General features: G+C 38.8%; 23 protein-coding genes. 10 read left to right on the forward strand and 13 right to left on the reverse strand.

What is annotated here, in order from left to right; all coding sequences use genetic code 11:
- Positions 1 to 90: 90 nt before the first annotated feature.
- Both nusA and rimP read right to left on the reverse strand, forming a co-directional pair.
- Complete coding sequence (gene nusA / locus IPH84_06235; GenBank protein ID MBK7172821.1) at positions 91 to 1,326, reverse strand: transcription termination/antitermination protein NusA; 1,236 nt, start codon at positions 1,324 to 1,326, stop codon at positions 91 to 93.
- Positions 1,327 to 1,352: 26 nt separating this feature from the next.
- Positions 1,353 to 1,799, reverse strand: a complete 447-nt coding sequence (rimP, locus tag IPH84_06240; protein MBK7172822.1) for a ribosome assembly cofactor RimP — start codon at positions 1,797 to 1,799, stop codon at positions 1,353 to 1,355.
- A gap of 622 nt (positions 1,800 to 2,421) precedes the next feature.
- Between rimP and IPH84_06245 the strand changes: the two genes are divergently transcribed.
- Positions 2,422 to 5,634: a DUF2723 domain-containing protein gene (locus IPH84_06245; protein MBK7172823.1), complete on the forward strand. Its 3,213-nt coding sequence runs from the start codon at positions 2,422 to 2,424 to the stop codon at positions 5,632 to 5,634.
- Between the two features lie 83 nt (positions 5,635 to 5,717).
- Here the strand turns inward: IPH84_06245 and lgt are convergent, their stop codons facing one another.
- Positions 5,718 to 6,503, reverse strand: coding sequence for a prolipoprotein diacylglyceryl transferase (lgt, locus tag IPH84_06250; GenBank protein ID MBK7172824.1), 786 nt, complete (start codon positions 6,501 to 6,503; stop codon positions 5,718 to 5,720).
- Positions 6,504 to 6,541: 38 nt separating this feature from the next.
- Positions 6,542 to 7,213: a hypothetical protein gene (locus tag IPH84_06255; protein MBK7172825.1), complete on the reverse strand. Its 672-nt coding sequence runs from the start codon at positions 7,211 to 7,213 to the stop codon at positions 6,542 to 6,544.
- A 511-nt stretch (positions 7,214 to 7,724) separates the two neighbouring features.
- Here IPH84_06255 and dprA point away from each other — a divergent pair.
- The 3 genes from dprA to IPH84_06270 are packed head-to-tail and all read left to right on the forward strand — an operon-like array spanning position 7,725 to position 10,293.
- The gene (gene dprA, locus IPH84_06260) at positions 7,725 to 8,822 is read left to right on the forward strand and encodes a DNA-protecting protein DprA (protein ID MBK7172826.1); all 1,098 of its coding nucleotides are present in this window, start codon (positions 7,725 to 7,727) and stop codon (positions 8,820 to 8,822) included.
- A 58-nt stretch (positions 8,823 to 8,880) separates the two neighbouring features.
- Positions 8,881 to 9,813, forward strand: a complete 933-nt coding sequence (rsgA, locus tag IPH84_06265; GenBank protein MBK7172827.1) for a ribosome small subunit-dependent GTPase A — start codon at positions 8,881 to 8,883, stop codon at positions 9,811 to 9,813.
- Positions 9,814 to 9,840: 27 nt separating this feature from the next.
- Positions 9,841 to 10,293, forward strand: a complete 453-nt coding sequence (locus IPH84_06270) for a D-tyrosyl-tRNA(Tyr) deacylase (GenBank protein MBK7172828.1) — start codon at positions 9,841 to 9,843, stop codon at positions 10,291 to 10,293.
- Positions 10,294 to 10,309: 16 nt separating this feature from the next.
- On the opposite strand, the gene IPH84_06275 is transcribed toward IPH84_06270, so the two are convergent.
- Both IPH84_06275 and IPH84_06280 read right to left on the reverse strand, forming a co-directional pair.
- Positions 10,310 to 12,664: a TonB-dependent receptor gene (locus tag IPH84_06275; GenBank protein ID MBK7172829.1), complete on the reverse strand. Its 2,355-nt coding sequence runs from the start codon at positions 12,662 to 12,664 to the stop codon at positions 10,310 to 10,312.
- A 209-nt stretch (positions 12,665 to 12,873) separates the two neighbouring features.
- A complete protein-coding gene (locus IPH84_06280) occupies positions 12,874 to 13,227 on the reverse strand; it encodes a DUF393 domain-containing protein (protein MBK7172830.1) in 354 nt (117 codons plus the stop codon).
- A gap of 202 nt (positions 13,228 to 13,429) precedes the next feature.
- Between IPH84_06280 and icd the strand changes: the two genes are divergently transcribed.
- The 3 genes from icd to IPH84_06295 all read left to right on the forward strand — a co-directional run bounded on the left by icd (position 13,430) and on the right by IPH84_06295 (position 16,837).
- The gene (gene icd / locus IPH84_06285) at positions 13,430 to 14,695 is read left to right on the forward strand and encodes an NADP-dependent isocitrate dehydrogenase (GenBank protein ID MBK7172831.1); all 1,266 of its coding nucleotides are present in this window, start codon (positions 13,430 to 13,432) and stop codon (positions 14,693 to 14,695) included.
- Between the two features lie 60 nt (positions 14,696 to 14,755).
- Positions 14,756 to 16,084, forward strand: a complete 1,329-nt coding sequence (locus IPH84_06290) for a citrate (Si)-synthase (protein MBK7172832.1) — start codon at positions 14,756 to 14,758, stop codon at positions 16,082 to 16,084.
- A gap of 345 nt (positions 16,085 to 16,429) precedes the next feature.
- The gene (locus IPH84_06295) at positions 16,430 to 16,837 is read left to right on the forward strand and encodes a YjbQ family protein (protein MBK7172833.1); all 408 of its coding nucleotides are present in this window, start codon (positions 16,430 to 16,432) and stop codon (positions 16,835 to 16,837) included.
- On the opposite strand, the gene IPH84_06300 is transcribed toward IPH84_06295, so the two are convergent.
- Positions 16,824 to 17,420 carry a DUF479 domain-containing protein gene (locus IPH84_06300; protein ID MBK7172834.1) on the reverse strand — a complete coding sequence of 199 codons (597 nt, stop codon included), beginning with the start codon at positions 17,418 to 17,420 and terminating at the stop codon, positions 16,824 to 16,826. The two genes, IPH84_06295 and IPH84_06300, sit on opposite strands and share 14 nt — an antisense overlap.
- Before the next feature lie 175 nt (positions 17,421 to 17,595).
- Here IPH84_06300 and IPH84_06305 point away from each other — a divergent pair, with 175 nt between their 5' ends.
- The 3 genes from IPH84_06305 (at position 17,596) to IPH84_06315 (ending at position 21,190) form a co-directional block, all read left to right on the forward strand.
- Positions 17,596 to 19,215: an indolepyruvate ferredoxin oxidoreductase gene (locus IPH84_06305; GenBank protein ID MBK7172835.1), complete on the forward strand. Its 1,620-nt coding sequence runs from the start codon at positions 17,596 to 17,598 to the stop codon at positions 19,213 to 19,215.
- A gap of 62 nt (positions 19,216 to 19,277) precedes the next feature.
- Positions 19,278 to 19,862: an indolepyruvate oxidoreductase subunit beta gene (locus tag IPH84_06310; GenBank protein ID MBK7172836.1), complete on the forward strand. Its 585-nt coding sequence runs from the start codon at positions 19,278 to 19,280 to the stop codon at positions 19,860 to 19,862.
- Between the two features lie 92 nt (positions 19,863 to 19,954).
- On the forward strand, positions 19,955 to 21,190 hold the full coding sequence (locus tag IPH84_06315; protein ID MBK7172837.1) for a peptidoglycan DD-metalloendopeptidase family protein: 1,236 nt from the start codon (positions 19,955 to 19,957) through the stop codon (positions 21,188 to 21,190).
- A gap of 106 nt (positions 21,191 to 21,296) precedes the next feature.
- On the opposite strand, the gene IPH84_06320 is transcribed toward IPH84_06315, so the two are convergent.
- The 6 genes from IPH84_06320 to IPH84_06345 form a co-directional block, all read right to left on the reverse strand.
- Complete coding sequence (locus IPH84_06320; GenBank protein MBK7172838.1) at positions 21,297 to 21,554, reverse strand: energy transducer TonB; 258 nt, start codon at positions 21,552 to 21,554, stop codon at positions 21,297 to 21,299.
- Positions 21,544 to 22,092 (reverse strand): hypothetical protein, encoded by a 549-nt coding sequence (locus IPH84_06325; protein MBK7172839.1) that lies wholly within the window; start codon positions 22,090 to 22,092, stop codon positions 21,544 to 21,546. The genes IPH84_06320 and IPH84_06325 overlap by 11 nt, the downstream gene beginning before the upstream one ends.
- A 55-nt stretch (positions 22,093 to 22,147) precedes the next feature.
- Complete coding sequence (locus tag IPH84_06330; GenBank protein ID MBK7172840.1) at positions 22,148 to 22,375, reverse strand: biopolymer transporter ExbD; 228 nt, start codon at positions 22,373 to 22,375, stop codon at positions 22,148 to 22,150.
- A 13-nt stretch (positions 22,376 to 22,388) separates the two neighbouring features.
- Positions 22,389 to 22,796, reverse strand: coding sequence for a biopolymer transporter ExbD (locus tag IPH84_06335; GenBank protein ID MBK7172841.1), 408 nt, complete (start codon positions 22,794 to 22,796; stop codon positions 22,389 to 22,391).
- 34 nt (positions 22,797 to 22,830) lie between these two features.
- The gene (locus tag IPH84_06340) at positions 22,831 to 23,457 is read right to left on the reverse strand and encodes a biopolymer transporter ExbD (protein ID MBK7172842.1); all 627 of its coding nucleotides are present in this window, start codon (positions 23,455 to 23,457) and stop codon (positions 22,831 to 22,833) included.
- A gap of 69 nt (positions 23,458 to 23,526) precedes the next feature.
- Positions 23,527 to 24,339 carry a MotA/TolQ/ExbB proton channel family protein gene (locus tag IPH84_06345; protein MBK7172843.1) on the reverse strand — a complete coding sequence of 271 codons (813 nt, stop codon included), beginning with the start codon at positions 24,337 to 24,339 and terminating at the stop codon, positions 23,527 to 23,529.
- Positions 24,340 to 24,432 lie beyond the last annotated feature (93 nt).

Genomic DNA, 24,432 nt, shown 5'->3' on the forward strand with positions numbered 1-24,432 from the left:
TTATTTTCAATCTTTACGAAAATCAGGAGATTGGTGTTTTTTAGCAGATTTCCAAGTGTATTTTTTGTGTAATGTTGCCTGGGGAATTTGTTATTCAAACTCCGCTCTCAGGATTTTCATTACCTCCTTGATGGTTTCTTCTTCCAACTGGCTTCTACGTACAAGCTCGTCAACACTTAGTTCTAATACACTTTTAGCAGTGTCGCATCCAATTGTTTTCAGTTCATCAATGATCCATTGATCAATTTCGTCGCTGAATTCCTGGAGATCGACATCTTCATAATCGAATTCAGTATCGCGATAAACATCAATTTCATACCCTGTAAGTTTTCCGGCAAGTTTAATATTGTGTCCCCCTTTACCTATAGCCAAGGAAACCTGGTCAGGTTTCATGTAAACTTCAGCTCTTTTGGTTTCATCATCAATGTTGATAGAAGAGATTTTTGCAGGACTAAGTGCGCGCTGAATATAGAGTTGGGGGTTTGAAGTAAAGTTAATCACATCAATATTCTCGTTTTTGAGTTCTCTCACAATTCCGTGAATACGTGATCCTTTCATCCCAACGCATGCACCCACAGGGTCAATTCGGTCATCATAAGATTCTACCGCGATTTTGGCTCTTTCTCCTGGAACACGAACTATATTCTTAATGGTTATTAAGCCATCATAAACTTCAGGTACTTCGGCTTCAAGCAGACGTTCCAGAAAGGCAGGAGATGTTCTTGAAAGGATAATAGCGGGGGAGTTCTTTTTCATCTCTACTCGAGCAACAACAGCTTTAATAGAGTCCCCTTTCCTGTAAAAGTCACCAGGGATCTGCTCTGATTTGGGAAGTGTTAGCTCAAGGTATTCATCATCAAGGACAAGGATTTCATTCTTCCAAACCTGATATACTTCCCCGGTAATTACTTCTCCAATTTTATCTTTATATTTCCTGTAGATATTATCTTTTTCATATTCCTGAACCTTTGAAATAAGATTCTGACGTATAGCCAGGATTTCTCTTCTTCCAAAGTCAAGCATTTTGATAGGTTCTACCACTTCTTCACCTACTTCGAAATCAGGTTCAATTTTAATCGCCTCTGAATAGGAAATCTGAAGACTTTCATCTTCAACAGCATCATCGCCAACTATTTCCCTGTTTCGCCATATTTCGAGGTCACCTTTGTCCACATTGACAATGATATCAATATTTTCATCAGTGCCATATTTCTTAATCAGCATATGTCTGAAAACATCTTCCAGGATTCTCATGAGGGTTTCACGTTCAATATTCTTGAATTCCTTGAATTCAGTGAATGTTTCAACCAGGTTAATGTGTTCCATTTCACCCATGGCAATAAAATTTTTGGTTAAAATTTAATGATTTCCTTAGTTTCTTTTGCATCTGCATAAGATATCAGGTGCGTTTGTTCGGTAATGATTTTTTTAATCTTTGTGCGTTCGATTACTTCAAATCCGGAATCATTTGCTGATTTCAGCTCCCCCGAGATTTTTGTTCCGTCGTTCATTGTAACAGCTATTTCCCGCCCGATATTCTTGGTATATTGTCTTACAAGTTTGTAAGGGTGATCCAATCCAGATGATGAAACATTGAGTTCAAAATCATCAGTATCTCTGTCGAGGTTTGATTCAATATGCCTGCTAAGGCTGATACAATGTTCAATCAAAACAGATGTATCACTGTCGATAAAAACAAGGATACGATTTCCAGATTTAATGCTGAGCTCTACCAGGAACCGGTCTGATCCTTCTAAATGTTCTTCTATCAGGCTCCTGATAAATGATTCCTTGATCATGTTAAAAGTAATTGGTTATTGATCTGATAATCTGTTCGTTTTTGAAACAAAATTAAGAAAAGTTCGGGTAACAAAAGAGGGGACTCCTGTCCCCTCAGTATCATAACGTAACCTCAAACTGTGAGGATACGAGCGTACGAGCACTTCCAACAAAAATGACAGGAATGAAAAAATTTATTCGAGTCATTTCTTTGAATTGCCAGTTATTCTCAGTTATCCAATTTGAACAAAGAAAATCACCGAGTAATTCAAAAATTGTTGTCCGACCAGGACTCGAACCTAGACCGAGAGAACCAAAATCTCTAGTGCTGCCATTACACCATCGGACAATTCCAATATTCCCAAAAATGGGACTGCAAAATTAGATATTTTTTCGAAAGTGTAAAAGGTTTGACGTAAATAATGATACAAAATTGAGATTATTCGTCAAAATCAAAGAGTAAGTTGCCTACTGCATTAGCTTTTTACGGCTAATTGAAGCGGAATATTTTCCTTTTTGTTATGAAAAATCATGGCTAGTTTTCATAAGAAATACTAAAATGAGATACTTAATTAAGTCAGTTAGCATAATTTGGTTAATTTCGTCCCTCAAATCCAGTATTGACCTTTAAAAAATCTATTCATGGACAAATTCAGGAAACTGAATAATTTATTTGGATGGCTATCATTTGGTGTTGCAGCCTTTGTATATCTATCTACCATCGAACCTACTGCCAGTTGGTGGGATTGTGGTGAATATATTTCGACAGCTTTTAAACTCCAGGTAGGTCATCCTCCCGGAGCGCCACTATTCCAGCTCATCGGAAGATTCTTTTCCCTCTTTGCCTTTGGAGATTTAAGCAAGGTGGCGATGATGGTAAATATTATGTCGGCGTTGAGCAGTGCTTTTACGATTCTTTTTCTATTCTGGACGATCACCATGCTAGGATTGAAGTTTGTAAAGGAAAGTGAAATTACTTTAGGAGAATCCATTGCCATTCTTGGAAGCGGACTTGTAGGTTCACTGGCTTACACTTTCAGCGATTCATTTTGGTTTTCTGCTGTAGAAGGTGAAGTATATGCAATGTCCTCTTTCTTTTCCGCAATTGTTTTTTGGGCAATTCTCAAATGGGAAAGGGTTCACGATCAGCCGCATTCACTTAAATGGATAATTCTGATTGCCTACCTGGTTGGTTTGTCCATTGGAGTTCACTTACTGAATCTACTTGCCATCCCTGCCATTGCCCTTGTATTTTACTATAGAAGGTATAGTAAGGTTACCTGGAAAGGTGGATTGATTGCACTCGGTATTTCATTTGTTATATTGGCATTTATCATGTTCTGGATCATCCCATGGACAGTTAACCTGGCCGGGAAGTATGAAATAATGTTTGTCAATGAGTTTGGCCTGCCATTCAATTCGGGAACAGTCTTCTATTTCATTGTATTGATAGGAGCGATATTGTGGAGTTTGCGATTCACCTATAAGGACACACATTCCATGGTTGATTATATTCTTGGTGTGGTGTTACTCTTATTATTGGCGATTTTCTCATGGGTCAGTATTCTGGCATTAGCTGCCCTGGTTGGTGCTTATGCCTTTTACAAAAATGGTTCATCCTCAGTTCAATACAGAAATCAGCTTCGATCCATTTTCAATACGGCAGTAATCTCCATAGTCTTTATCCTGATTGGATATTCATCTTTTTTCCTGCTTGTAATTCGAGCCAATGCTAATACACCTATAAATGAGAATGATCCGAGTGATGCAGTTAGCTTACTTTCATATCTCAATAGGGAGCAGTATGGTACCTGGCCGACTATTTATGGACAATATTATGATACTCCCCTTGATGAGCAGAAGCCATATACTGATGGTAATCCAATTTATGTAAGGGATTCAAAAAAAGGTAAGTATATTATTACCGATGATCGGAAGCGATCAATCCCCAACTATGATTCCCGTTTTGAAATGCTCTTCCCAAGAATGTGGAGTAATCAGAAACAAAGCCACGTCCAGGCATACAAAAGCTGGGGGAAAGTGAAGGGTGTTCCGATTCAGTATACAAATGATGAGGGCAAGGCTGAAACTCTGTACAAGCCTACTTTCTCTGAGAACTTGAGGTTCTTTTTCAATTACCAGGTTGGCCATATGTACATGAGATATTTTATGTGGAACTTCTCTGGCAGGCAAAACGATACAGAAGGCCATGGTGGTATTCGATATGGGAACTGGATAAGTGGGATTCCATTTATTGACAATGGCCGTCTAGGTGACCAGTCAAACCTTCCGGAGAGTATGTCAAGCCCTGCAAAGAATAAATTCTTCATGTTGCCTTTGTTCCTGGGATTATTAGGTTTGTATTTCCATTTCAAGAAACAATATAAGGGTGCTGTAGTAGTCCTGATGCTTTTCTTTATGACAGGAATTGCTATTGTTATGTACCTGAATATTACCCCGTATCAGCCCCGTGAAAGGGATTATGCATTTGCCGGGTCCTTCTATGCCTTTGCAATATGGATAGGTTTTGGAGTCATGGCGATTTGGGACATGCTGAAAAAAATTAATGAAAAGGTAATCGCTATCGCAGTTACATTGATCTGCCTGGCATTGGTGCCTGGAATTATGGCCAAGGAAGGCTGGGATGATCATACAAGAGCAAATAAATATTCTGCAAGGGATTTTGCTGTGAACTATCTGGAATCATGCGCTCCTAATGCAATATTGATAACAAATGGTGATAATGATACTTTCCCTCTCTGGTATGCCCAGGAAGTTGAAGGAATTCGTACCGATGTCAGGGTTGTAAATTTCATGCTCTCTTCAGGCGACTGGTATGTGCACCAATTGATGAGAAAGATCTATAAATCTGATCCTCTTCCTTTCACTTTAACCTATGAGCAGTACAACAAGGGAGTGAATGAAGTAGTAGCCTACACTCAACAATTAAATGAGCGTGTTGAACTTAAGGATCTCATCCGCTTTATAGCAAGTGAAGATCCTTCTACCAAATATCAGGTAAGCAGTAATAAAAGCATTGCTATTTTCCCGACGAAAAAAGTTAAAATGACTATTGATTCTGCGAAACTGGTGAGTTCTGGAATTGTACCTTCTTATCTGGCCCATAAAGTATTGGGTAGTATAGAGTGGGATATTAAATCAAACTATCTCTACAAAAATGACTTGATGTTGTTAGATTTCCTGGCTACTAACCAGTTTGAGAGACCGATCTATTTTGCAAGTCCCAGTAGTGTTAGCGATGCCGTGGAGGTTGATAAATACTGCTACCAGGAAGGGTTTGTTTACAGATTCCTGCCTGTGCTTCCTGATGACAGGGATTTCGTTCAGGGATTGGGGAGTGTTAATTCAGAAGCGTCATATGATATCCTGATGAATAAATGTAAATGGGGCAACCTGGCTGATCCAAAAGTTTATGTAGACAGGGAGAGTTACAGGAATTCGATGATTCCAAAACAGAATTTTGTCAGGTTAGGTAGAAAGCTAGCTTCCGAAGGGAAGAGCGATTCTGCCATTAAGATTTGTGATTATGTTCAACAGATTTTTCCTGATAATAAGATTCACTTTGATATCTATATGAGCCAATTTGTTGAGGTTTATTATTTATCTAAAGCTTTCGATAAAGGTAATAAACTGTCAAACAGGCTTCTGGATATCTATGAACAGAATGCGGATTATATCGCATCCTTGAATCCTGAATTCAGGGCGAATTATGAAGAAGACCTTAGCCAGGCATTCGGATTATTCCAGATGTTGAAACAATTGGCAGACGAATACGGTCAAAAATCAATCAGTGACAGGATTGATAAATATCAGAAATCCAGAACCGGCGGATGAGTCGGCATCATTGAATGGACTATAAATCAAAAAAGGCTGACAGTTTTGTCAGCCTTTTTTGATTTGTTGCCAGTTCAACTAAATCAGTTTAACTTCCTTGTTTTGTATATAATAAATACCCCGGCCAGGATAAATGGAATAGATAACCATTGTCCCATATTGAGTGTCATACTACTTTCAAAATTCACCTGGGGTTCTTTCATAAACTCCAGTACGAAACGAACGGTAAACAGTGTTACAAGGAAAAAACCGAACATAAAACCTTCTCTTGGTTTACCAGCATTTTTAAAATAATAATTCAATAAAAACCCGAAGATGGCTAAATAGCAGAGAGCTTCATAAATCTGCGTCGGATGTCTTGGCAATTCTTCCCCAGCTAATGAAAAGATGAATCCCCATGGTAAATCTGTCACTTTGCCATAAATTTCACTATTCATCAGATTTCCCATCCTAATAAAGAATCCGGCTAAGGCTACAACCACGACTATCCTGTCGAGTGTCCAGAAGTAAGTTTTCTTACTGCTTCTTGCGAAAAAATATAGAGCCAATAATATGCCGATAGCAGCACCATGACTTGCGAGTCCACCTTCCCAGATTTTAAGAATATCTAAGGGATGTGCAAGGTAATTGGCAGGTTCATAAAATAAAACATGACCAAGCCGTGCTCCAATCACAGTGGAAACGAGCATATATATGCTCAGTTTATCCAAAAGTGATTCGGGCAAGTTTTCTTTTCTGAAGAAGCGAAGCATAATCACATATCCAATTGCAAATGACATGGCAAATAACAGCCCATACCATCTTATGCTGAATGAACCTATGGTGAATATCTCCGGTCTGACTGACCAGTTAATAAAGTTGAGTATCATGTGAGGTTATTTGATTGACAAATGTAAATAGAATTCGCTCATTTCAGTGAATTCATTAATAAATCAACCTGAGCTTCAAGAAGTGATGCTTCTCTATTTGGAGTAAAGCCTTTATAGAGAATAGCATTATGTATATCTTCTCTCAGATTCAGTTTATTTTGTGCAACAGATAGAGCTATACCTTGTTGCATGAAAAATTCAGCAAGATATTCCTGTTCAGTTTGACCAGGGGTTGGTATAAACAATACTTTTCCCCCAAGAACTGCGAGGTCCATGATGCTGGAGTAGCCTGGACGACAGATGATGAGTGCCGATTTACGGATTAATTGCTCAATTTCCTTAGCTAAAGCAAAGGAAACCATTGTTATTGATCCAAATTTCTTTATTTCTTTCTGACCTTCGCTTTTCCCTCTGATCAGAATGATATTTCGATCTGTATCCTTTAGCTGATGAAGTATTTTTTGTTCCAGGATGCTTCGTTGTGGCTCCTGACCGGATAAAATCGCCAGAATGCTGTCTTTTTCTTTGGGTAGTTTTATGTCAATTGATTTGAACCTGGATAGTGGTCCAATATACACAGCATTCGAGGGTAATCGGACTTTATGAGAGAGGGCTCCGCTCAGATTTTTGTTTCCATTATAATCTGGTATCCATATCTGATCAAAGGGTTTCATCAGAATCCGGTTAATCAGTAAGAGCACTGATCGCATCCAGAAAAAACTTTGGGGAACCTGGATCCGGATTTGGTGTGTAATGAGTATACTCTTAACTTTACGGTTGAAAATTCCATATCGGTTATCTGATATGATAAGGTCAAATTTTTGTAATTTTATAATCTTTGATAATCTATAGTTTTCATATACCAGATAAAATAGAAATGATGGAATCAGCAGAAACATCTTAAGCACCATGAAACCTGATTTTGGGTATAGTGGTGAAAATCCTGGAAGATCAATGAATTGATTTTGAGGGAATTCGTTTTTGAGAAGAGCCAGTGCCCTTCCTGATGTTGCAATGGTAACATTAGAATTGTGGGATAGCAGAAGCCTGATAATCGGGATACACCTTGTTGCATGGCCCAAACCCCAATTCAAAGGGCTAATAAGGATTTCAGGTTGTTGGGCTTGGTGCATGAGTTGTTTTGAGCAAATTTAGTATTTATCTCCTTGAGAAAGGATTATATAAATTATTCAACCTATTAATTAAGAATATCTCCTTATTATGGATGATTTAATATATAAGATTGCTTTAACATTGATCCCGGGAGTGGGAAATATCAATGGAAAAAACCTGATTGCATATTGTGGTGGTGTAAAAGCAGTCTTTTGTGAAAAAAGAAGGACATTGCTAAAGATTCCCGGAGTTGGAGAACAAACAGTTAATTCAATTTTAAATTCCCGGGTACTTGATCGTGCTGAGGAGGAGATTAAATTTCTTACAAAGTATTCCATTCAACCCCTGTTCTACCTTGATGATGCTTATCCATCACGGCTTAAACAATGTAATGACGGGCCATTGCTCCTGTTTTTCAAGGGAACTGCTGATTTAAATAACTCCAGGGTAATTGCAATGGTTGGAACCAGAAATGGTACTGAATATGGAAGGGAAATGTGCAGAAAGATCATTGAAGGACTCAGAGATGAGAATGTATTGGTGGTTAGTGGGCTGGCGTATGGTATTGATACATGGTCACATAAATCTGCGATGGATGTTGGATTAAATACAGTAGCTGTCCTGGGTCACAGCCTGGACAGGATTTATCCATATGCAAATCGTTCTCTGGCTGAAAGGATGATCTCTAATGGAGGATTGCTTTCGGAGTTTATTAGTGGAACAAAACCAGATAGGGAGAATTTCCCAATGAGGAATCGCATAATAGCGGGGATGGTAGATGCTGTTGTTGTCGTTGAAGCCGGGGAGAAAGGCGGCGCCCTGATCACTGCCGAAATCGCAAATTCATATGCCAGGGATGTATTTGCAGTGCCTGGTAGGGTGGGAGATTCTCGTTCCATAGGATGTAATTATTTAATAAGAAGCCATCAGGCTGCTTTAATAACTTCTGCCGAAGATATAAGGTACATGTTAAATTGGGATAAAATTCATACTTCAGGAAAGCCTTTGCAAGGTCAATTATTCATTCCGTTAACTGAAGATGAAAACCTGATAGTGAATCTTTTACAGGTTCATGGTGAAACAGATATTGATTCAATCCTTATGTCTACATCTTTATTACCGTCGCGTGCAGCAATAGCCCTTCTGCATTTGGAATTTGAAAATGTGATCAAATGCCTTCCAGGTAAACTGTATCGGTTGTTATAATAGTTTTTGAGTATTTTTACCTTTTGATAGGATTTTATGCAAAATAAACCGATAAGTTTTGAAAGGCATCGTAATTAAATCAACAGGCAGCTGGAGTACTGTATTATCAGAAAATAATGAGATTATTGAATGTCGGCTTAAAGGACAATTCAGGATTCATGGCATTCGGACTACAAATCCGGTGGCGGTTGGTGATCATATTGAATTTGAGTACCCCAGGGAAAATGAGCATGGAATCATTTACGAGATCTATGAGCGGCACAATTACCTTATCAGAAAATCAATAAAGCTTTCCAAATCTGCACACATCATCGCATCCAATATTGACAGGTTATATGTTATTGCAAGTATTGAGCAACCCCGAACATCTACTGGTTTCATTGATAGGGTTTTAGTTACTTCTGAGGCTTATCATATCCCTGCAAGTATCGTTTTTAATAAAACAGATCTCTATTCCATAGATTCAACAACCCGTTACAACGAATTGATTGAACTCTATGATTCTCTTGGATATGGTACTCATGCTGTATCTGCTATTCAAGGCAATGGGATAGAAGAACTTAGAAATACTCTTAAAGGTAAAGTTAATCTTTTTACCGGTCATTCGGGTGTTGGTAAGTCAGCCCTTATAAACGCGATTGATCCGTTGCTTAATATAAGGACAGGCCATATTTCCGACTATCACAATAAAGGCATGCACACCACCACATTTGCCGAAATGCATGTTTTAAGTTCAGGTGGATATATTATTGATACTCCTGGGATCAAGGAATTTGGGCTTGTACATTTCGAGAGCAAAGAGGTTGCAGAACGATTCCCTGAGTTCAGGGCATTGCTGCCTGAATGTCGTTACCATAACTGCACTCATGTGCATGAGCCCGGTTGCGCTGTAAAGGAAGCGTTGGCCAAGGGATTAATTAATAAAGGAAGATATTCAAATTACCTTTCTATACTGAATGATGAAAACCTTGATACCGTTGACTTTACCTAGAATCTATTTTAATTCGTTGAAAAAAAGATGAGAGTTGTTATTCAAAGAGTCAGCAATTGTACTGTCACTATAAATGAGAATCTTCACAGCACAATAGGAAAAGGTTTATTCATTCTATTGGGTATTGAAGCAGCAGATAATCTGGAAGATCTTGAGTGGCTATGTGGAAAGATATCCAGGTTGCGGGTATTCAATGATTCTTTAGGTGTAATGAATCTATCAGTGGCAGAAGCGGAAGGAAGTATTATGGTTGTTAGCCAGTTTACTTTACATGCCAGTACAAAAAAAGGAAACAGGCCTTCGTATATTAAGTCTGCATCTCCGGATATTGCTGTTCCACTCTATGAATCTTTCTTAAGTCGCCTGGAAGAGTTATCTGGCAGGCCGGTAGCCTCCGGAAAGTTTGGTGCGCACATGGATATTTCACTGGTAAATGAGGGACCTGTTACTATCCTGATTGACAGCAAGAATAGAGAATAAGAATTCCGGGTTTTAATTAGAATGTCAGATTCAGACCAGCACTAGGCATCAATGGCAATTGATACACTTTTTCATTACTGATGCGGTCAACATAGAAAATATTTTTCCGGTTATAGGCATTGGTAATGGTAAAGTTGACTTCAAGAGAAGAATTTTCCCTTAATTGGAATGTTTTGGTTATCCCGCCATCCAGTCTGTGATAATAGGGGAGTCGCCCTTTATTATATTCGCCATAGATAATTCCCAGTGAGCCATTCTGTGTTATGATATTACTAAAAATTCCTTCTTCAAAATTTAGTTCTTCGTAGAAACCTTGAGTCTGAGTGAAAGGGAAGCCTGAGCCGAAATTCCAGCGGAAATTTACTTCCCAACTATTTTCATTGCCAAAGCGGTAGGAGGTTACCAGATTGACATTATGCCTTCGATCATAATGAGGCGCATAATGAGTGGTTCCATCAAACCGATTTACATACGCAAGAGAATATACAGCCCAGATATAGAGGTTTTTCCTGTCAAACTTAAAAGATACATCAAAGCCATAGGCATCACCATTTTCAATCACAAAGTCCTTTCTCAATGATTCTGGCTTATAGCTAATTGAAGACGGATCAGAATATGGGTCAACATCTTCAAAAATTTTATTCCGGTTAATATTGGTAAGCTGTGAAAAATACTTATAGTACACTTCAAAATTCATTGTGATGAATTTAGCTGGATCGAACTCTGCCCCAAGGATGATATGTTGTGCTTTCTGGAGTTTATGTGTGAGTTCTTTTCCATTAAAAGTTTTAGGCACGTTTTCAGAACCAGATAAGAAACCATAGAATAAATTAACAACATCTCGGTCACTATTTGCAGCCACAAGGTTCTGGGAATAAAACCCACCGGCCATTTTAAGTCTGAGCTTGCTATTTACCAGGTATTTTACAGCCAGCCTTGGTTCCGGTGAAAAGTTTGAAAGGGATGCATAATACTGAGCTCTAAAACCAGGTTCAATCAAGAAATTCTTTCTGCTGATTTTATAAGTGATGTATCCGGCAATCTCTGAAGTATTTTCCTTTTGCTGGATTTTCCGGTTCAGTGAATTGGTATAGTCAAAAGAGGTGGTAAATCCCAGAAGTTCCAACCCGTATTTTAGTTGATCCTTGCCCAGGAAATATGTGAATCCCATGCCAGCATTAAAACCATTGATCAGGCTTGACCGGTCTGGGGCATTATTTTCCGATAAATTGATGAGGTAGGATGAATAAGCCAGGCTGCCTTCCAGTAATACAGGATTGTTGCCGGGAATGACTACAAAATTGGTCCCAACTCCTGTGGCATTCCAATTAAAATCAGAAATGGCCTTATATTTTACCTGGTCGTTGTAGTTAAATCCAAAGAAGTTTACTTTGCTGCCATTGGATGAGTTTAAAGAAATTTTCCCATACAAATCAGTGAAATTAAAGGGCAAACCATTCGCATCAATATAGGAATACAGTTGTTTTGAAGACTGTTCCAGGTAGGAGTTTTTAAAAGAGAGTACGAAGGAAGAACTGCCACTGTTTTCTGTTTTGGCTTTTGAGATTGGCCCTTCAAGTAACAATTTTGCGCCAAAGGTGCTGGCTCCGGCTTTACCAGCTATTCTTTTCTTGTTACCATCGCGGGTTGTGAGGTCCATCATGGAAGAAATCCTCCCACCATATGCAGCTCCGAATCCTCCGGTATAAATATCAGCAGTCCGGAGAATATCCGTTTCAAACACTGAGAATAGCCCGATAGAATGAAAAGGGTTATAAATAACCATGCCATCAAGCATTACCTTATTTTGAATCGGCGAGCCTCCTCGAATATACAACTGCCCACCCTGGTCACCAGTGAAGATAACACCTGGTAACACCTGTAAATATTGAGCAAGGTCAGCCTGCCCTCCAATGGATGGAATCTGTTTTATTTGTTTAGGTGTAATCTTGACAACAGAAGTTCTTGTATCGGTTCTGAGTTCCTGGTATTCTGCTGAAATGCTTATTCCTTCAAGTGCATAGGAGGCTTTACTCAGAAATAGTTTTTTAGTAATGACAGTATTACCTTTAATGAGAACCTGCTCCCTTAAAGTATCAAATCCCAAATAGGTAACAAGTAATGAATAATTGCCATCAGGTACACGTGATATAGTGAAGTATCCATTTACATCAGTTGACGCTCCATAAGGGGTTTTAAACAGGTAAACATTTGTGAAAATTATTGGCTCACCGGTTTCCTTGTCATAAACAAAACCACGTATGGTACCAGTCTGAGAAAATCCATCAGATGTTGCAAGAAAAAAAATTGCAAGGAAGAGTAATGTCCACTTAATAAAGCCCGTCATGAGAGTTACAATAGATTTTCGCAAAGATAACAAAAACCTGCCGATCATTGTAAGCTATTTCACTATACAGCCCCTTACATAAGAGCCTGTTTTGCAAAAAGGAACATTTGGAACAAACAGCATGTCAATTTGTAAAATGATACGCCACCTCAAGGTCTTGAAGAGATATCAAAAATTTGGTCTGACTTCTTTTTTGCTAAAAATTCTTATTTCCAACTTAAAGAAAAAGTCAGTTAAGGATGAAATTTTATGCGGTGTCGCCTTTTTGCAAAGCTTTCATAGAATTTATCACGTATTGATACAGGAATTATTCGCAGTATTCTTGCCAATCTGTAAAAGCCTCCCCGATCGATCAGTATTTGTATGATTGCATCCGACTTTACTAAGAGCGTTGAACCCTTGAAATAGAGAACAGAATCAGCCTTTTCTTGTGAGAATTCAATCAATTGCTTTCCTTCTTTCGATGAGCCCTTGACAAATTTGGTATTTTCCATACCATTATTTTTTTTAAGATGTTCCATGCCTATTACACAAACCTGGCACAAATCATCGTAAACAAGACTGTTCATATTAGTTGAATCCTTCATCTGGCCTGCATTTTATACGAAAAGGCCGAGTGAATCTCAGACCTATAATTAAAACAACCGGCCAGTCATTTTGTTGCGTTTTTTAAAAATGCCAGAAATATTCATAAATTTCAAAAAATCACACAGATAATATATATAGATTTTTGAATGTTTTTGTAATTTTACGCAATTATGATAATTGAAACTACCATTTAATTTAAGCATGGAAACTGGAAAAATAAAAGTTGTAAATGGGGAACTTCAGGTTCCTGATTTCCCAATCATACCCTTCATTGAAGGTGACGGAACTGGTCCTGATATCTGGAATGCTTCTGTCAGGGTATTTGATGCTGCAGTTGAAAAAGCTTATCATGGAAAACGCAAGGTAGCATGGAAAGAAGTACTTGCCGGAGAAAAAGCATTCACAAATACAGGGAACTGGCTACCTGATGAAACATTAGATGCTTTCAGGGAGTACATAGTAGGGATCAAAGGTCCGCTTACCACTCCTGTCGGTGGTGGCATCAGGTCCTTAAATGTAGCGTTGCGTCAGATACTTGATCTTTATGTTTGTCTCAGACCAGTTCGTTGGTTTAATGGTGTTCCAAGTCCTGTTAAACGGCCGGATTTGGTTGATATGCATATTTTCAGGGAAAATACAGAAGATATTTATGCCGGAATTGAGTTTATGAACGGAACACCTGAGGCGACAAAGATTAAGGATTTCCTGATTAATGAAATGGGAGTAAAGAAGATACGTTTTCCTGAAACTTCATCTATAGGTATAAAACCTGTCTCTTTAGAAGGCACTGAGCGATTGGTAAGGGCTGCCATTCTGTTTGCAATAAATCATAAACTTCCTTCTGTTACTTTGGTACACAAAGGAAATATCATGAAGTTCACGGAGGGCGCATTCAAGAGTTGGGGTTATGAATTGGCTGAACGAGAATTCGGAAATCAAACATTCACATGGGCTGAATATGATAGGATAGTGGCTGCATCAGGTAAAGGAGCTGCGGAATCTGCACAGAGTGAAGCCATTGCATCCGGTAAAATAATTATAAAGGATGTTATTGCTGATGCTTTTTTACAACAGATTTTGTTACGTCCCAATGAATATTCAGTGATTGCTACATTGAATCTCAATGGTGATTATATTTCAGATGCATTGGCTGCTATGGTTGGAGGAATTGGAATTGCTCCCGGAGCGAATATTAATTATAATAATGGTTTTGCCATTTTTGAAGCAACCCATGGAACAGCACCCAAATATGCGGGACTGGATCAGGTTAATCCTGGCTCAGTTATTCTTTCAGGTGCTCTTATGTTCGAATACCTGGGTTGGAATGAGGTTGCGCAAATCATTTATGCTTCAATGGAAAAAACAATTTCTGAAAAAACAGTCACTTACGATTTTCATCGCCTGATGGAAGGTGCCACAAAATTGAAAACATCAGAATTTGGTGATGCACTTATCAGGAATATGTAATTCCGGAATTCTAACTTTATTTGAACTCAAGCTCAATTACAATTAATATACTCCAATAATATGGCAACTCGTTTAAAAGACAGATTACAGGAAAAGATTTTGGAATGGCGCCCCAGAACTGAGCGCCTTCTCAAAGAGTATGGAGATGTTGTGGTGGATAAGATTACCATTTCGCAAATTATTGGTGGTATGCGTGGGGTGAAATCTCTTGTTACAGATATCTCCTACCTTGACCCAATAGAAGGTATTCGCTACAGAGGCTTTACCTTACCAGAGGTATTTGAAAAACTGCCCAAACCAAAAGGTGCAGAGATGCCTTATGTGGAAGGATTATTCTACCTTCTTGTAACTGGTGATATTCCTAATGAAGATGAGTTGCAGGATGTTGTCGATGAATTTAACAAGAGAAGAATCCTTCCTCGTTTTGTTTATGAAGTAATAGATGGAATGCCCTGTTGCAGTCATCCAATGGCAATATTTTCAGCTGTAGTTACTACCCTTCAGCGGGAATCATTATTTGCAAAGAAATATGCATCTGGAAAGTTACATAAACTTGATTATTGGGATCCGACTTATGAGGATGCTTTAAATCTCATGGCAAAGATGCCTGAAATTGCTACCTATATTTATGCTAAACTATATAGGGATGGGAAACGCATACAATCGAATCCTTACCTTGACTTTGGAGGCAATTTTGCACATATGATGGGTATTGGTAAACCGTATGATGATGTAAGCAGAATGCATTTTATTATTCATGCCGACCATGAAGGAGGGAATGTAAGTGCCCATACAGGCCATTTGGTTGCAAGTTCATTATCTGATATTTATCTTTCCATAGCATCTATGATCAATGGTTTGGCAGGACCGCTTCATGGTTTGGCTAATCAGGAAGTCTTGAGATGGCTCCAGGGTGTGATGGATAAAATGGATGGAAGAGTCCCCAGCGAACAGGAAATGAAACAATTTGTTTGGGATACTCTAAAGTCAGGTCAGGTAATACCGGGATTTGGGCATGCTGTACTTCGCAAAACTGATCCAAGATATATGCTTCAGCGCGATTTTTCACTAACTCATTTGAAAGAAGATCCTTTATTCCAATATGTGGATTTGCTTTACAAAGTTGTTCCTCCAATCTTGCTTGAACAAGGTAAGGCTAAGAACCCATGGCCCAATGTGGATGCTCAATCCGGGGTTATACAATGGTACTATGGTGTAAAGGAGTATGATTTTTATACAGTGTTATTTGGAATTGGAAGAGCAATTGGGATTTGTGCCAATATAATATGGGATCGGGCATTAGGATATTCCCTTGAAAGGCCTAAATCACTCACTACGGCTATGTTGGAAGATCTCGCTGCTGGTAAAGAGATCATAGCAGAAGATTAATTCATTTCTATCAGATGAATCAGGATTCCTCTAAGAGGTTTCCTGATTTTTTTTTGTGCAACTAAACTTCTGTTTTTTGTTTTAAGTATCTTGTTATGAGTTATATAAACATGTTATTCTTCTTCAAGGACAGTAAAAAAATATCATTATTTCAATTTAAAGAGCACAATATTCAAATCGTCATTATCAATTGATTATTTTAGCATATTGAAATACTTATTAACAAATCAAATTCTTATTGACTTAACATATAGTGATTTAGGTAATGTAGCTTGTCTTTCTTAAAAAAAGGTTTAGGAATTAGGAACTTCGAAACTTATTTTTGCAACCTAAACAACTCTTGCTATGATTCAACAGGTTGAAATTACTTTACCCGAGTATGAAAGGGGATTTCATGTCATCACGAGTGAAGTGCTGTCAAGGTTGCCCAAGTTGCCGGATGCTGGCTTAATGAATGTCTTCATTAAACATACTTCGGCAGGTATTACCATCAATGAGTGTGCAGATCCTACTGTACTTATTGATTTTGAAATGGTTTTTAACCGGCTTGTTCCTGATGAACTTTATTTCAGGCATTTAGGTGAAGAGCCTGATGATATGCCGGCACATGTAAAAACAACCCTCTCAGGGGCATCTGTCACGATTCCGATCACCAAAGGCAAGCCGAATCTAAACGATGTTCAGGGCATCTATCTTTGCGAGTATCGCAACCAGGGAGGCCCCAGAAATCTGGTGGTTACTATTTATTCCTGAGTAAACTTCCATACTCAGTTTCTACAAACATACATAATTCAGGAAAAAAAGCATTGAATTCTCTGCTAAAGAGGTCATAGTGCATTTCCAGGTCTTGTACGGCGAATTCCATTTTCGACTCGAAAGTGGTACGTTGCGCCATTCCTGTAAAAGCCTGCTGCATTCCTTCCAGAGAGGCATATGATTCTAACCAGTTGTACCTTGACATATAGCCAAGAATTCGTTGTGATCGTATTGGTAAGATTGAAATATTAGTCAGCAGCTGATGGTATATTTTCTTTGTGAATCTATCAAGTGATTCATTAGAAAATTCACTCCATCCACGAGCCAGGAAATGATCATAATACATATCAACAATAACCCCTGCATACTTATGATATTTCGGCCGTAAACGAAGTATACTTTGCTGAACTATTGGATGTGAATCAGTATATCTGTCAATTGAACGATGCATCCTGATACCTATTTGTATATCCGGATGGAATGTTTCAATGGCTCTCCCTTTCACATGATCAGCAATAAAATTCCCAATCAGTAATTTTTCCTTTTCCCCGGCCAGTAATAAATGCGCTAAGTAGTTCATTATAGGCTAATAATCAATTTTTAGTTATCCTTTGGGTTTTGCCCGGTAACTCTATTTCTTTGGATATAAAGGTCCGCAAAAATTGTATCAATTATTTCTTGTTATTGAGTTAACAGGTATTGTTAATTTTTTAGCTTTGTGGGATAATGCTGTGATATTAACTAATACTTATAACATGCAAAAGCTAATGTTGTTGGGAGATGAGGCAATTGCCCAGGGAGCAATTGATGCCGGAATGTCAGGGATTTATGCTTATCCTGGAACACCTTCCACTGAAATCACAGAATATGTTATTCATTCCAAAGAGGCAAAAATTAGAAATATTAGGTCAGGCTGGTCTGTGAATGAAAAGACCGCCATGGAATCAGCACTGGGAATGTCATACGCAGGGAAACGTGCGATGGTTTGCATGAAACATGTTGGATTGAATGTAGCTGCTGATGCCTTTGTCAATTCAGCTATAACAGGTGCAAATGGGGGCCTTATTGTTGTTGCTGCTGACGACCCTTCAATGCATTCTTCCCAGAACGAGCAAGATTCCAGGTTCTATGGAAAGTTTGCAATGATACCTATACTTGAGCCTTCAAATCAGCAGGAAGCTTATGATATGGTTTTTTATGGTTTTGATATTTCAGAGCATCTGGGTCTTCCCGTCATGTTGCGAATTACTACACGGCTGGCTCATTCCAGGTCAGGAGTAGAAAGAAGGGCTTCGCGAGAACAGAATGGAGTGAATTTACCCAAAAATGAAAGACAATTTATTCTATTACCGGCTAATGCCAGAAGACAATACAAGTCGTTGCTTCAGAAGCAGACAGAAATGGAGAAGGCTGGTGTTAATTCGGGCTTTAATTCATATTTCCCAGGACAGGATAAGAGTTTAGGAATTATTACAACCGGTATTGCCTTTAATTACTTAATGGAGAATTATCCTGACCGTCAGGTCCCTTATCCATTGGTTAAAATTGGTCAGTACCCATTACCAAAAGAGTATATTTCAAGGATATATGATGAATGTGACTCACTTCTAATTCTGGAAGAAGGAGCTCCTGTAGTGGAGGAAATGTTGAAAGGGTATCTAAATCTAGGGAAAAAGATTAAAGGAAGACTGGATGGCTCTATTCCCAGGGATGGGGAACTTAATCCAAATATAGTAGCAGTTGCGCTGGGCCATGTGGATACACGAGGAAGAGAAATTCCTGGAGTTGTGGTTGGCCGTCCACCTTCATTGTGTAAAGGCTGTCCACACATATATTCCTATAATGCTTTAAACCAGGCTTTGGAAACTTGGAGTAAGGGAAGGGTTTTTTCTGATATAGGTTGTTATACCCTGGGAGCATTAGATCCTTTTGATGCTATCAATACATGTGTTGATATGGGAGCCTCTATTACAATGGCTAAGGGTGCTGCTGATGCTGGCTTATTACCGGCTGTAGCCGTGATAGGCGACAGTACTTTCACCCACAGTGGAATTACAGGTTTGATTGATTGTGTTAATGAAGGTTCTCCGGTAACGATCATGATTCTCGACAATGCAACTACCGCTATGACTGGAGGACAGGATTCTGCCGCTTTTGGTAAAATTGAAGATATTTGCAAAGGAGTAGGTGTTGCGGAAGATCATATAATCGTTATGAATCCTTCACCTAAGAGTCATGAAGAGAATATGGAAATAATGAAGCGCGAACTTGACTACCAGGGTGTTTCTGTTATCATTCCCCGCAGGGAGTGTATCCAGACTGCAACCAGAGCCCTAAAGGAAGCTAAAAAGCAAAAAGAAAAGGTTTTGTCCTAAAAGTGGAGGAATAGAATTTCAGGTGTTAAACTTTAGTGATAACGACTTATAAGAAATTGGCAATGAAAAGAGATATTATTTTAGCTGGTGTTGGGGGACAGGGAATTTTATCAATCGCGGCAACAATAGGTATGGCAGCCCTGGGATCAGGACTTCACCTAAAACAGGCAGAAGTGCACGGAATGAGCCAGAGAGGTGGAGATGTTTCATCAAACCTGCGGATTGCTGACCATGAAATAGCTTCCGACCTGATCCCTTATGGTCAGGCAGATCTCATTATTTCAGTGGAACCAATGGAATCACTAAGATATCTGCCCTTACTTTCTGAAAATGGATGGTTAATCACTAATACAAAACCTTTCATCAATATACCCAATTATCCGGCCATGGAGTCACTGATGTCGGAAATAGAATCCTTTGAAAAGCATATAGCCATTAATGCAGATGATATTGCGAAGGAATTGGGTGCCACTCGTTCAGCCAATATGGTAATACTTGGAGCAGCAGCTCCCTTTCTTGAGATTCCAGCCGAAAAATTGAGGACATCTATTCGACAGATATTCTCCAAAAAAGGGGCAGAGGTAGTTCAACTAAATCTTAATGCTTTTGATGCCGGTTACAATTTTGCCGTGCAGCATATGAATTAAACTTATAAAATGCATTTGAAAGACAGGGTATAATACCCTGTTTTTTATTGCCCTGGCTAGTAAGACTTATTTTCCTAAAATTCTGAGTACAGATGATAAAAGTAAAAAAGATCCGGTTTTTTATTAGTGTCGGCATTGTAGTATTACTTTCTGCAGTAGCACTGTTGCTGATGAAAGATTTCATTATCATGCCTATTGCCAAACCTATAAATAAAAGTACGCCGAACATAGAATATGGTATTGTAACTGATTCATTTTCCATAGTCAGGGAAACAGTCAAGCAAGGTCAAATACTTGCTGAATTATTAACTGATTTCAATGTTGATAAGGAGCACATTAATCAATTGTCAATAAAGGCTGAAGGTGTTTTTGATCTTCGGAAATTCAGGGCAGGCAATGAATATACTGCCATGGTTTCTACTGATAAGAGTAAAAAGCTCAGGTATTTTATCTATGAAATTTCGGATACCAGTTATGTTGTTTTTGACTTTGGTGATACTTTACATATTCATTATGGTGCTCATGAAGTAACGAGGAGGTTGCGTTCAGCAAGCGGAACAATCAATAGTTCGTTATGGAATACCATCGAAAATGCAGGTTCTGATCCTAACCTGGCTATTGCCCTGGCCCAAATTTACCAATGGACTATTGATTTTTATGCCATCCAGAAAGGGGATCAGTTCAAAGTGATCTTTGAGGACCTATCAGTAGATGGAAAATCTGTTGGTCTGGGAGTCATTCATGCTGCCTGGTTTAAACATTCAGGGAAGGATTTTTACGCATATCGCTATCAACAGGGCGAAAATCCTGAGTATTTTAATGATTCAGGCGAGAATTTAAGGAGGGAGTTTCTGAAGGCTCCTTTGAAGTTTAGCCGAATTTCATCCCGGTTTTCAAATAGTCGTTTACATCCAGTTCTTCGCATACGTCGGCCCCATCATGGAGTTGATTATGCTGCTCCATCGGGTACACCGGTTCATAGTATTGGAAGTGGAACTGTTCTTAAAGCTGCATATTCAGGGGGTGCTGGCCGAATTGTCACTATTAAGCATAATACAATCTATACGACCAGTTACATGCATTTAGCAGGCTTTGGTCCTGGAATCAGGAATGGCGCTCATGTAAGTCAGGGACAGTTAATTGGTTATGTTGGAAGTTCAGGACTTTCAACAGGCCCTCACCTCGATTTCAGGTTTTATAAAAACGGTCAGCCAATTGATCCATTAAAAGTTGAATCTCCTCCTGCTTATCCTGTTGACAATAAAAACAGACCGGTATTCGATTCAATTTCAGCAGTATATAAAAAGAACCTTTTAATTATTAAATAAGCATTCGGATTAGGGTGCTGGAAATGGTTACTCATATACTTTAAATAGAAAAAAAAGATGCCACCAGGATATTCCTGATGGCATCTTCAAATTTGTAATTCAGATGTTATTGAGTTCCAGAAAGTTTGAACTGAATAGCCATTTGATATTGCACACGAACTTGTTTCCCGTTTTGTTTTCCCGGATGCCAGTTTGGCATCATCCTGACTACCCTAAGAGCTTCTTCATCACAGCCTCCACCAATACCGCGCAATACTTTTGCATCGGTAATATGGCCTTTGGAATCAACGATGAATGAAACATACACTGTACCTTGTATACCTGTTTCAGATGCTTGAGTTGGATACACCAGATTACTTGCCAAGGAATTTAAGCCTGGCTTCTTCACCACCAACAAAGGATGGACTTTCTTCAACGAAATTAAAAACAGGTTTGGATTCTTCAACTTCGATTACTTCTTCAACCGGAGCAGCAACAAATTCCTCAGCTATAGCAACAGGCTCATTAACTGCATTCTGATTGAGTTCATCCTGGTTAAAGATATCGATGTCTTCTACCACTTCCTCAATTGTAACAACAGGTGCCACAAACTTGACTTTTTGTTCAAGTGCGGCAGGAGGTGGAGGAGGAGGTGGAGGAGGAGGGGCTTCTTCTTTGGGCTTGTCCATTTCTATGAATTCAGCACTGGCTGATTTCTCAATGTACTTAGCTCTTTTTTGAGTGTAGTAACTTGAAACCAGCGGATATGTAAGCGCTGCGAGCAGAACGGCAGTTGCCAGCAATAATGCCCTTGTAAGATGCTTATGGTACAACTTACGCAAAACATATGCTCCATAAGCTTTATTCCTGTGCTCAAAGACGATCTCGTCCATGGGGGCAGTATAAACTTTTTGTTTTGTCATTGTTGTGGCTATCGATTTAATATTTAACTACCTTAAAAGGTAAAAGACATTTGATCTATTTCACTGCGGCATTTGGATTTACGACTCCTTCTATCATTTTTAGTTCGATAGGAGTAATGTCAACGATCGCATAATTAGCAATGCTGGTAATAGCCATCTCATCAATAATATCAACAAGATTTTTGTACTTAGCTTTCTCATCAGCTTTGATAAGTACAATGGGTGCATTTTTATCAGATTTCTTCAACTCTTTGATTTTGCGGTTCAGAGTTGAATCAGCCATAACCAGGTCTCCTTTAATAACTTTTATCGAAGCTCGGACACTGCTTTAAAGACGATTTTATTTCTAGGAGTAAAATTTTCCTGATGCCATCTTTACTGTAATCACTTTTCAACAGCGCAGGAAGTGGTTTTGTGGGATCAGCTGCACCAAAATAGTAGTATATCTGGTCATTACCTGAGACGAGCACATTAAGGGTTCTGTCAGCAGAGATCTCCGGAGCTTTCACGTTTGGATCGTCCTTTTTTTCAGGCATGGTGATATCCATGGCTTTGGGTTTACTGAAGGCAGTTGTTAGCATGAAAAAAGTGATCAGCAAGCACATCAGGTCGACCATAGGGGTCATATCTATGCGTGTTGAAAACTTTTTCGCTTTCTTTTTGCCACTCTTTTGTTTTCCTTCTTCTTGGATTATTTCAGCCATCGTATGATTTCTTTAGAGGGAATATCGTGATTGTTTATTCTACTAAAACGGCTTCTTCTTTCACCAGGTTGGTAGTCAGATTAAACTTATTTACCTTGTTTTCCTGGAGAATGTCCATTACATGTTTCACAGTTTTGAAATCAGCGACACCATCACCTTTTATAGCAACTTCGGCATTAGGATTTTGAAGACGAATAAACCTAACCCAAAGGTTGAGTTGGTTATCAGTCGAATCAATAGGAATTCCTGTTTGAAACACTTCACGTTCTTTGGGGTCTTCTGTATTGAGCCAGGCTTTGAGTTTCTCGATTGGCATACCGAAAGATGACCATGTGGCGAAGGTTTTGAGTTCCTTTTCTGTCAAGGTCAATTGATACTGTTCAGCCATTTTTTTCAATACTTCTTTTCTTATCAGAACTGAGGTATCAGTTCCATTATCGAAGTTCATATATACTTTATTGTCTTTTCCAACAAGTAAAGTGATGACATTCTGCTCAGGAGCTACTTTCTCGGAAATGGAATTCGGAGTATCAATGATAGCAGCTTCCTGTGGCTTGAATGAAGTCGTGAGCATGAAGAATGTAAGCAAAAGGGCAAACAGGTCCACCATTGGCGTCATGTCAATGTGCGGAGATTTTACCGGCAGCTTAATTTTTGGCATGGTTCATATGTTTAAAAGTTTATGAATCGGGTACTAGGTACCGTTAGGCATCTTAAACAATTGATAGCCTTATTTATTCTTGCTGGCAAAAGTCTGTGTGAGGCTGAATCCTGCTTCATCAATCTTATAGGTTAATCCATCAATCTTAGTTGAGAAGTAGTTATAAAGAATGATGGCCAGGGTTGAGCCGGTAATCCCGAAAGCTGTATTGATAAGAGCTTCAGAGATACCAGTGGCAAGTGCAAGTGCATCCGGAGCACCAGCTTGTGCAAGAGCAGCAAAAGCCCTGATCATACCTAATACTGTTCCAATAAGACCAATAAGTACAGAAATTGAAGCAATGGTGGATAAGAAGATCAGGTTACGGGATAGCATTGGGAGTTCAAGGGCAGTGGCTTCCTCGAATTCTTTCTGTAACGAAACAAGTTTCTGATCTTTATCAAGTTTTGTGTCTGTTTGAAGTTCTTTATATTTCTTAAGACCCGCTTTCATAACGCTACCAATAGATCCTTTCTGTTTATCACAACTAACGATTGCTTCATCAATCTCATCTTTATTTAAATGACCCTGAAGCTTGACAATAAAAGCATTGATAGATCCTGTTCCTTTTGCTTTTCTTAATGTGAAGGCTCTTTCGAAAGTAAAAGTTAAGAGGATGAGAATCAGGGAAATCAGTAGGGGGACAATGTAACCACCTTTATAAACGATGGCAAGGTAATTGCCAGGCAAACCGTGCCCTTTTGGATTTCCTCCTTCAAAGTTGATCGGATTTCCCAGTACATAGAAATACACCAGGAATGAGATTGCTAAAGCAATCAAAATAGCTGCGGTAGCGAATGCTGACCTGAATGCCTCTTTCAACGTTTGACCGTTATTGCTCATTTGTAAAAAGATTAAAGATTTATGACTGGTTTAATTGATTATTCAACGATTATATAGTGTTGAAGGTAAGCAAAGATAATTGTTTTAACAAAT

This window comes from Bacteroidales bacterium (assembly GCA_016707785.1).
In the GTDB taxonomy this organism is placed as follows: Bacteria; Bacteroidota; Bacteroidia; order Bacteroidales; family UBA4417; genus UBA4417.

What these genes read in the sequence shown, in the direction of transcription:
- icd (MBK7172831.1), top strand. Translation starts at nt 13,430, where the DNA reads ATGGAAACTGGAAAAATAAAAGTTGTAAATGGGGAACTTCAGGTTCCT.
- IPH84_06300 (MBK7172834.1), bottom strand. Translation starts at nt 17,420, where the DNA reads ATGAACTACTTAGCGCATTTATTACTGGCCGGGGAAAAGGAAAAATTA.
- IPH84_06245 (MBK7172823.1), top strand. Translation starts at nt 2,422, where the DNA reads ATGGACAAATTCAGGAAACTGAATAATTTATTTGGATGGCTATCATTT.
- rimP (MBK7172822.1), bottom strand. Translation starts at nt 1,799, where the DNA reads ATGATCAAGGAATCATTTATCAGGAGCCTGATAGAAGAACATTTAGAA.
- IPH84_06330 (MBK7172840.1), bottom strand. Translation starts at nt 22,375, where the DNA reads ATGGCTGATTCAACTCTGAACCGCAAAATCAAAGAGTTGAAGAAATCT.
- IPH84_06315 (MBK7172837.1), top strand. Translation starts at nt 19,955, where the DNA reads ATGATAAAAGTAAAAAAGATCCGGTTTTTTATTAGTGTCGGCATTGTA.
- IPH84_06340 (MBK7172842.1), bottom strand. Translation starts at nt 23,457, where the DNA reads ATGCCAAAAATTAAGCTGCCGGTAAAATCTCCGCACATTGACATGACG.
- IPH84_06290 (MBK7172832.1), top strand. Translation starts at nt 14,756, where the DNA reads ATGGCAACTCGTTTAAAAGACAGATTACAGGAAAAGATTTTGGAATGG.
- IPH84_06335 (MBK7172841.1), bottom strand. Translation starts at nt 22,796, where the DNA reads ATGGCTGAAATAATCCAAGAAGAAGGAAAACAAAAGAGTGGCAAAAAG.
- lgt (MBK7172824.1), bottom strand. Translation starts at nt 6,503, where the DNA reads ATGATACTCAACTTTATTAACTGGTCAGTCAGACCGGAGATATTCACC.
- IPH84_06255 (MBK7172825.1), bottom strand. Translation starts at nt 7,213, where the DNA reads ATGCGATCAGTGCTCTTACTGATTAACCGGATTCTGATGAAACCCTTT.
- IPH84_06345 (MBK7172843.1), bottom strand. Translation starts at nt 24,339, where the DNA reads ATGAGCAATAACGGTCAAACGTTGAAAGAGGCATTCAGGTCAGCATTC.
- IPH84_06310 (MBK7172836.1), top strand. Translation starts at nt 19,278, where the DNA reads ATGAAAAGAGATATTATTTTAGCTGGTGTTGGGGGACAGGGAATTTTA.
- IPH84_06295 (MBK7172833.1), top strand. Translation starts at nt 16,430, where the DNA reads ATGATTCAACAGGTTGAAATTACTTTACCCGAGTATGAAAGGGGATTT.
- dprA (MBK7172826.1), top strand. Translation starts at nt 7,725, where the DNA reads ATGGATGATTTAATATATAAGATTGCTTTAACATTGATCCCGGGAGTG.
- IPH84_06305 (MBK7172835.1), top strand. Translation starts at nt 17,596, where the DNA reads ATGCAAAAGCTAATGTTGTTGGGAGATGAGGCAATTGCCCAGGGAGCA.
- IPH84_06270 (MBK7172828.1), top strand. Translation starts at nt 9,841, where the DNA reads ATGAGAGTTGTTATTCAAAGAGTCAGCAATTGTACTGTCACTATAAAT.
- IPH84_06325 (MBK7172839.1), bottom strand. Translation starts at nt 22,092, where the DNA reads ATGACAAAACAAAAAGTTTATACTGCCCCCATGGACGAGATCGTCTTT.
- IPH84_06280 (MBK7172830.1), bottom strand. Translation starts at nt 13,227, where the DNA reads ATGAAGGATTCAACTAATATGAACAGTCTTGTTTACGATGATTTGTGC.
- nusA (MBK7172821.1), bottom strand. Translation starts at nt 1,326, where the DNA reads ATGGAACACATTAACCTGGTTGAAACATTCACTGAATTCAAGGAATTC.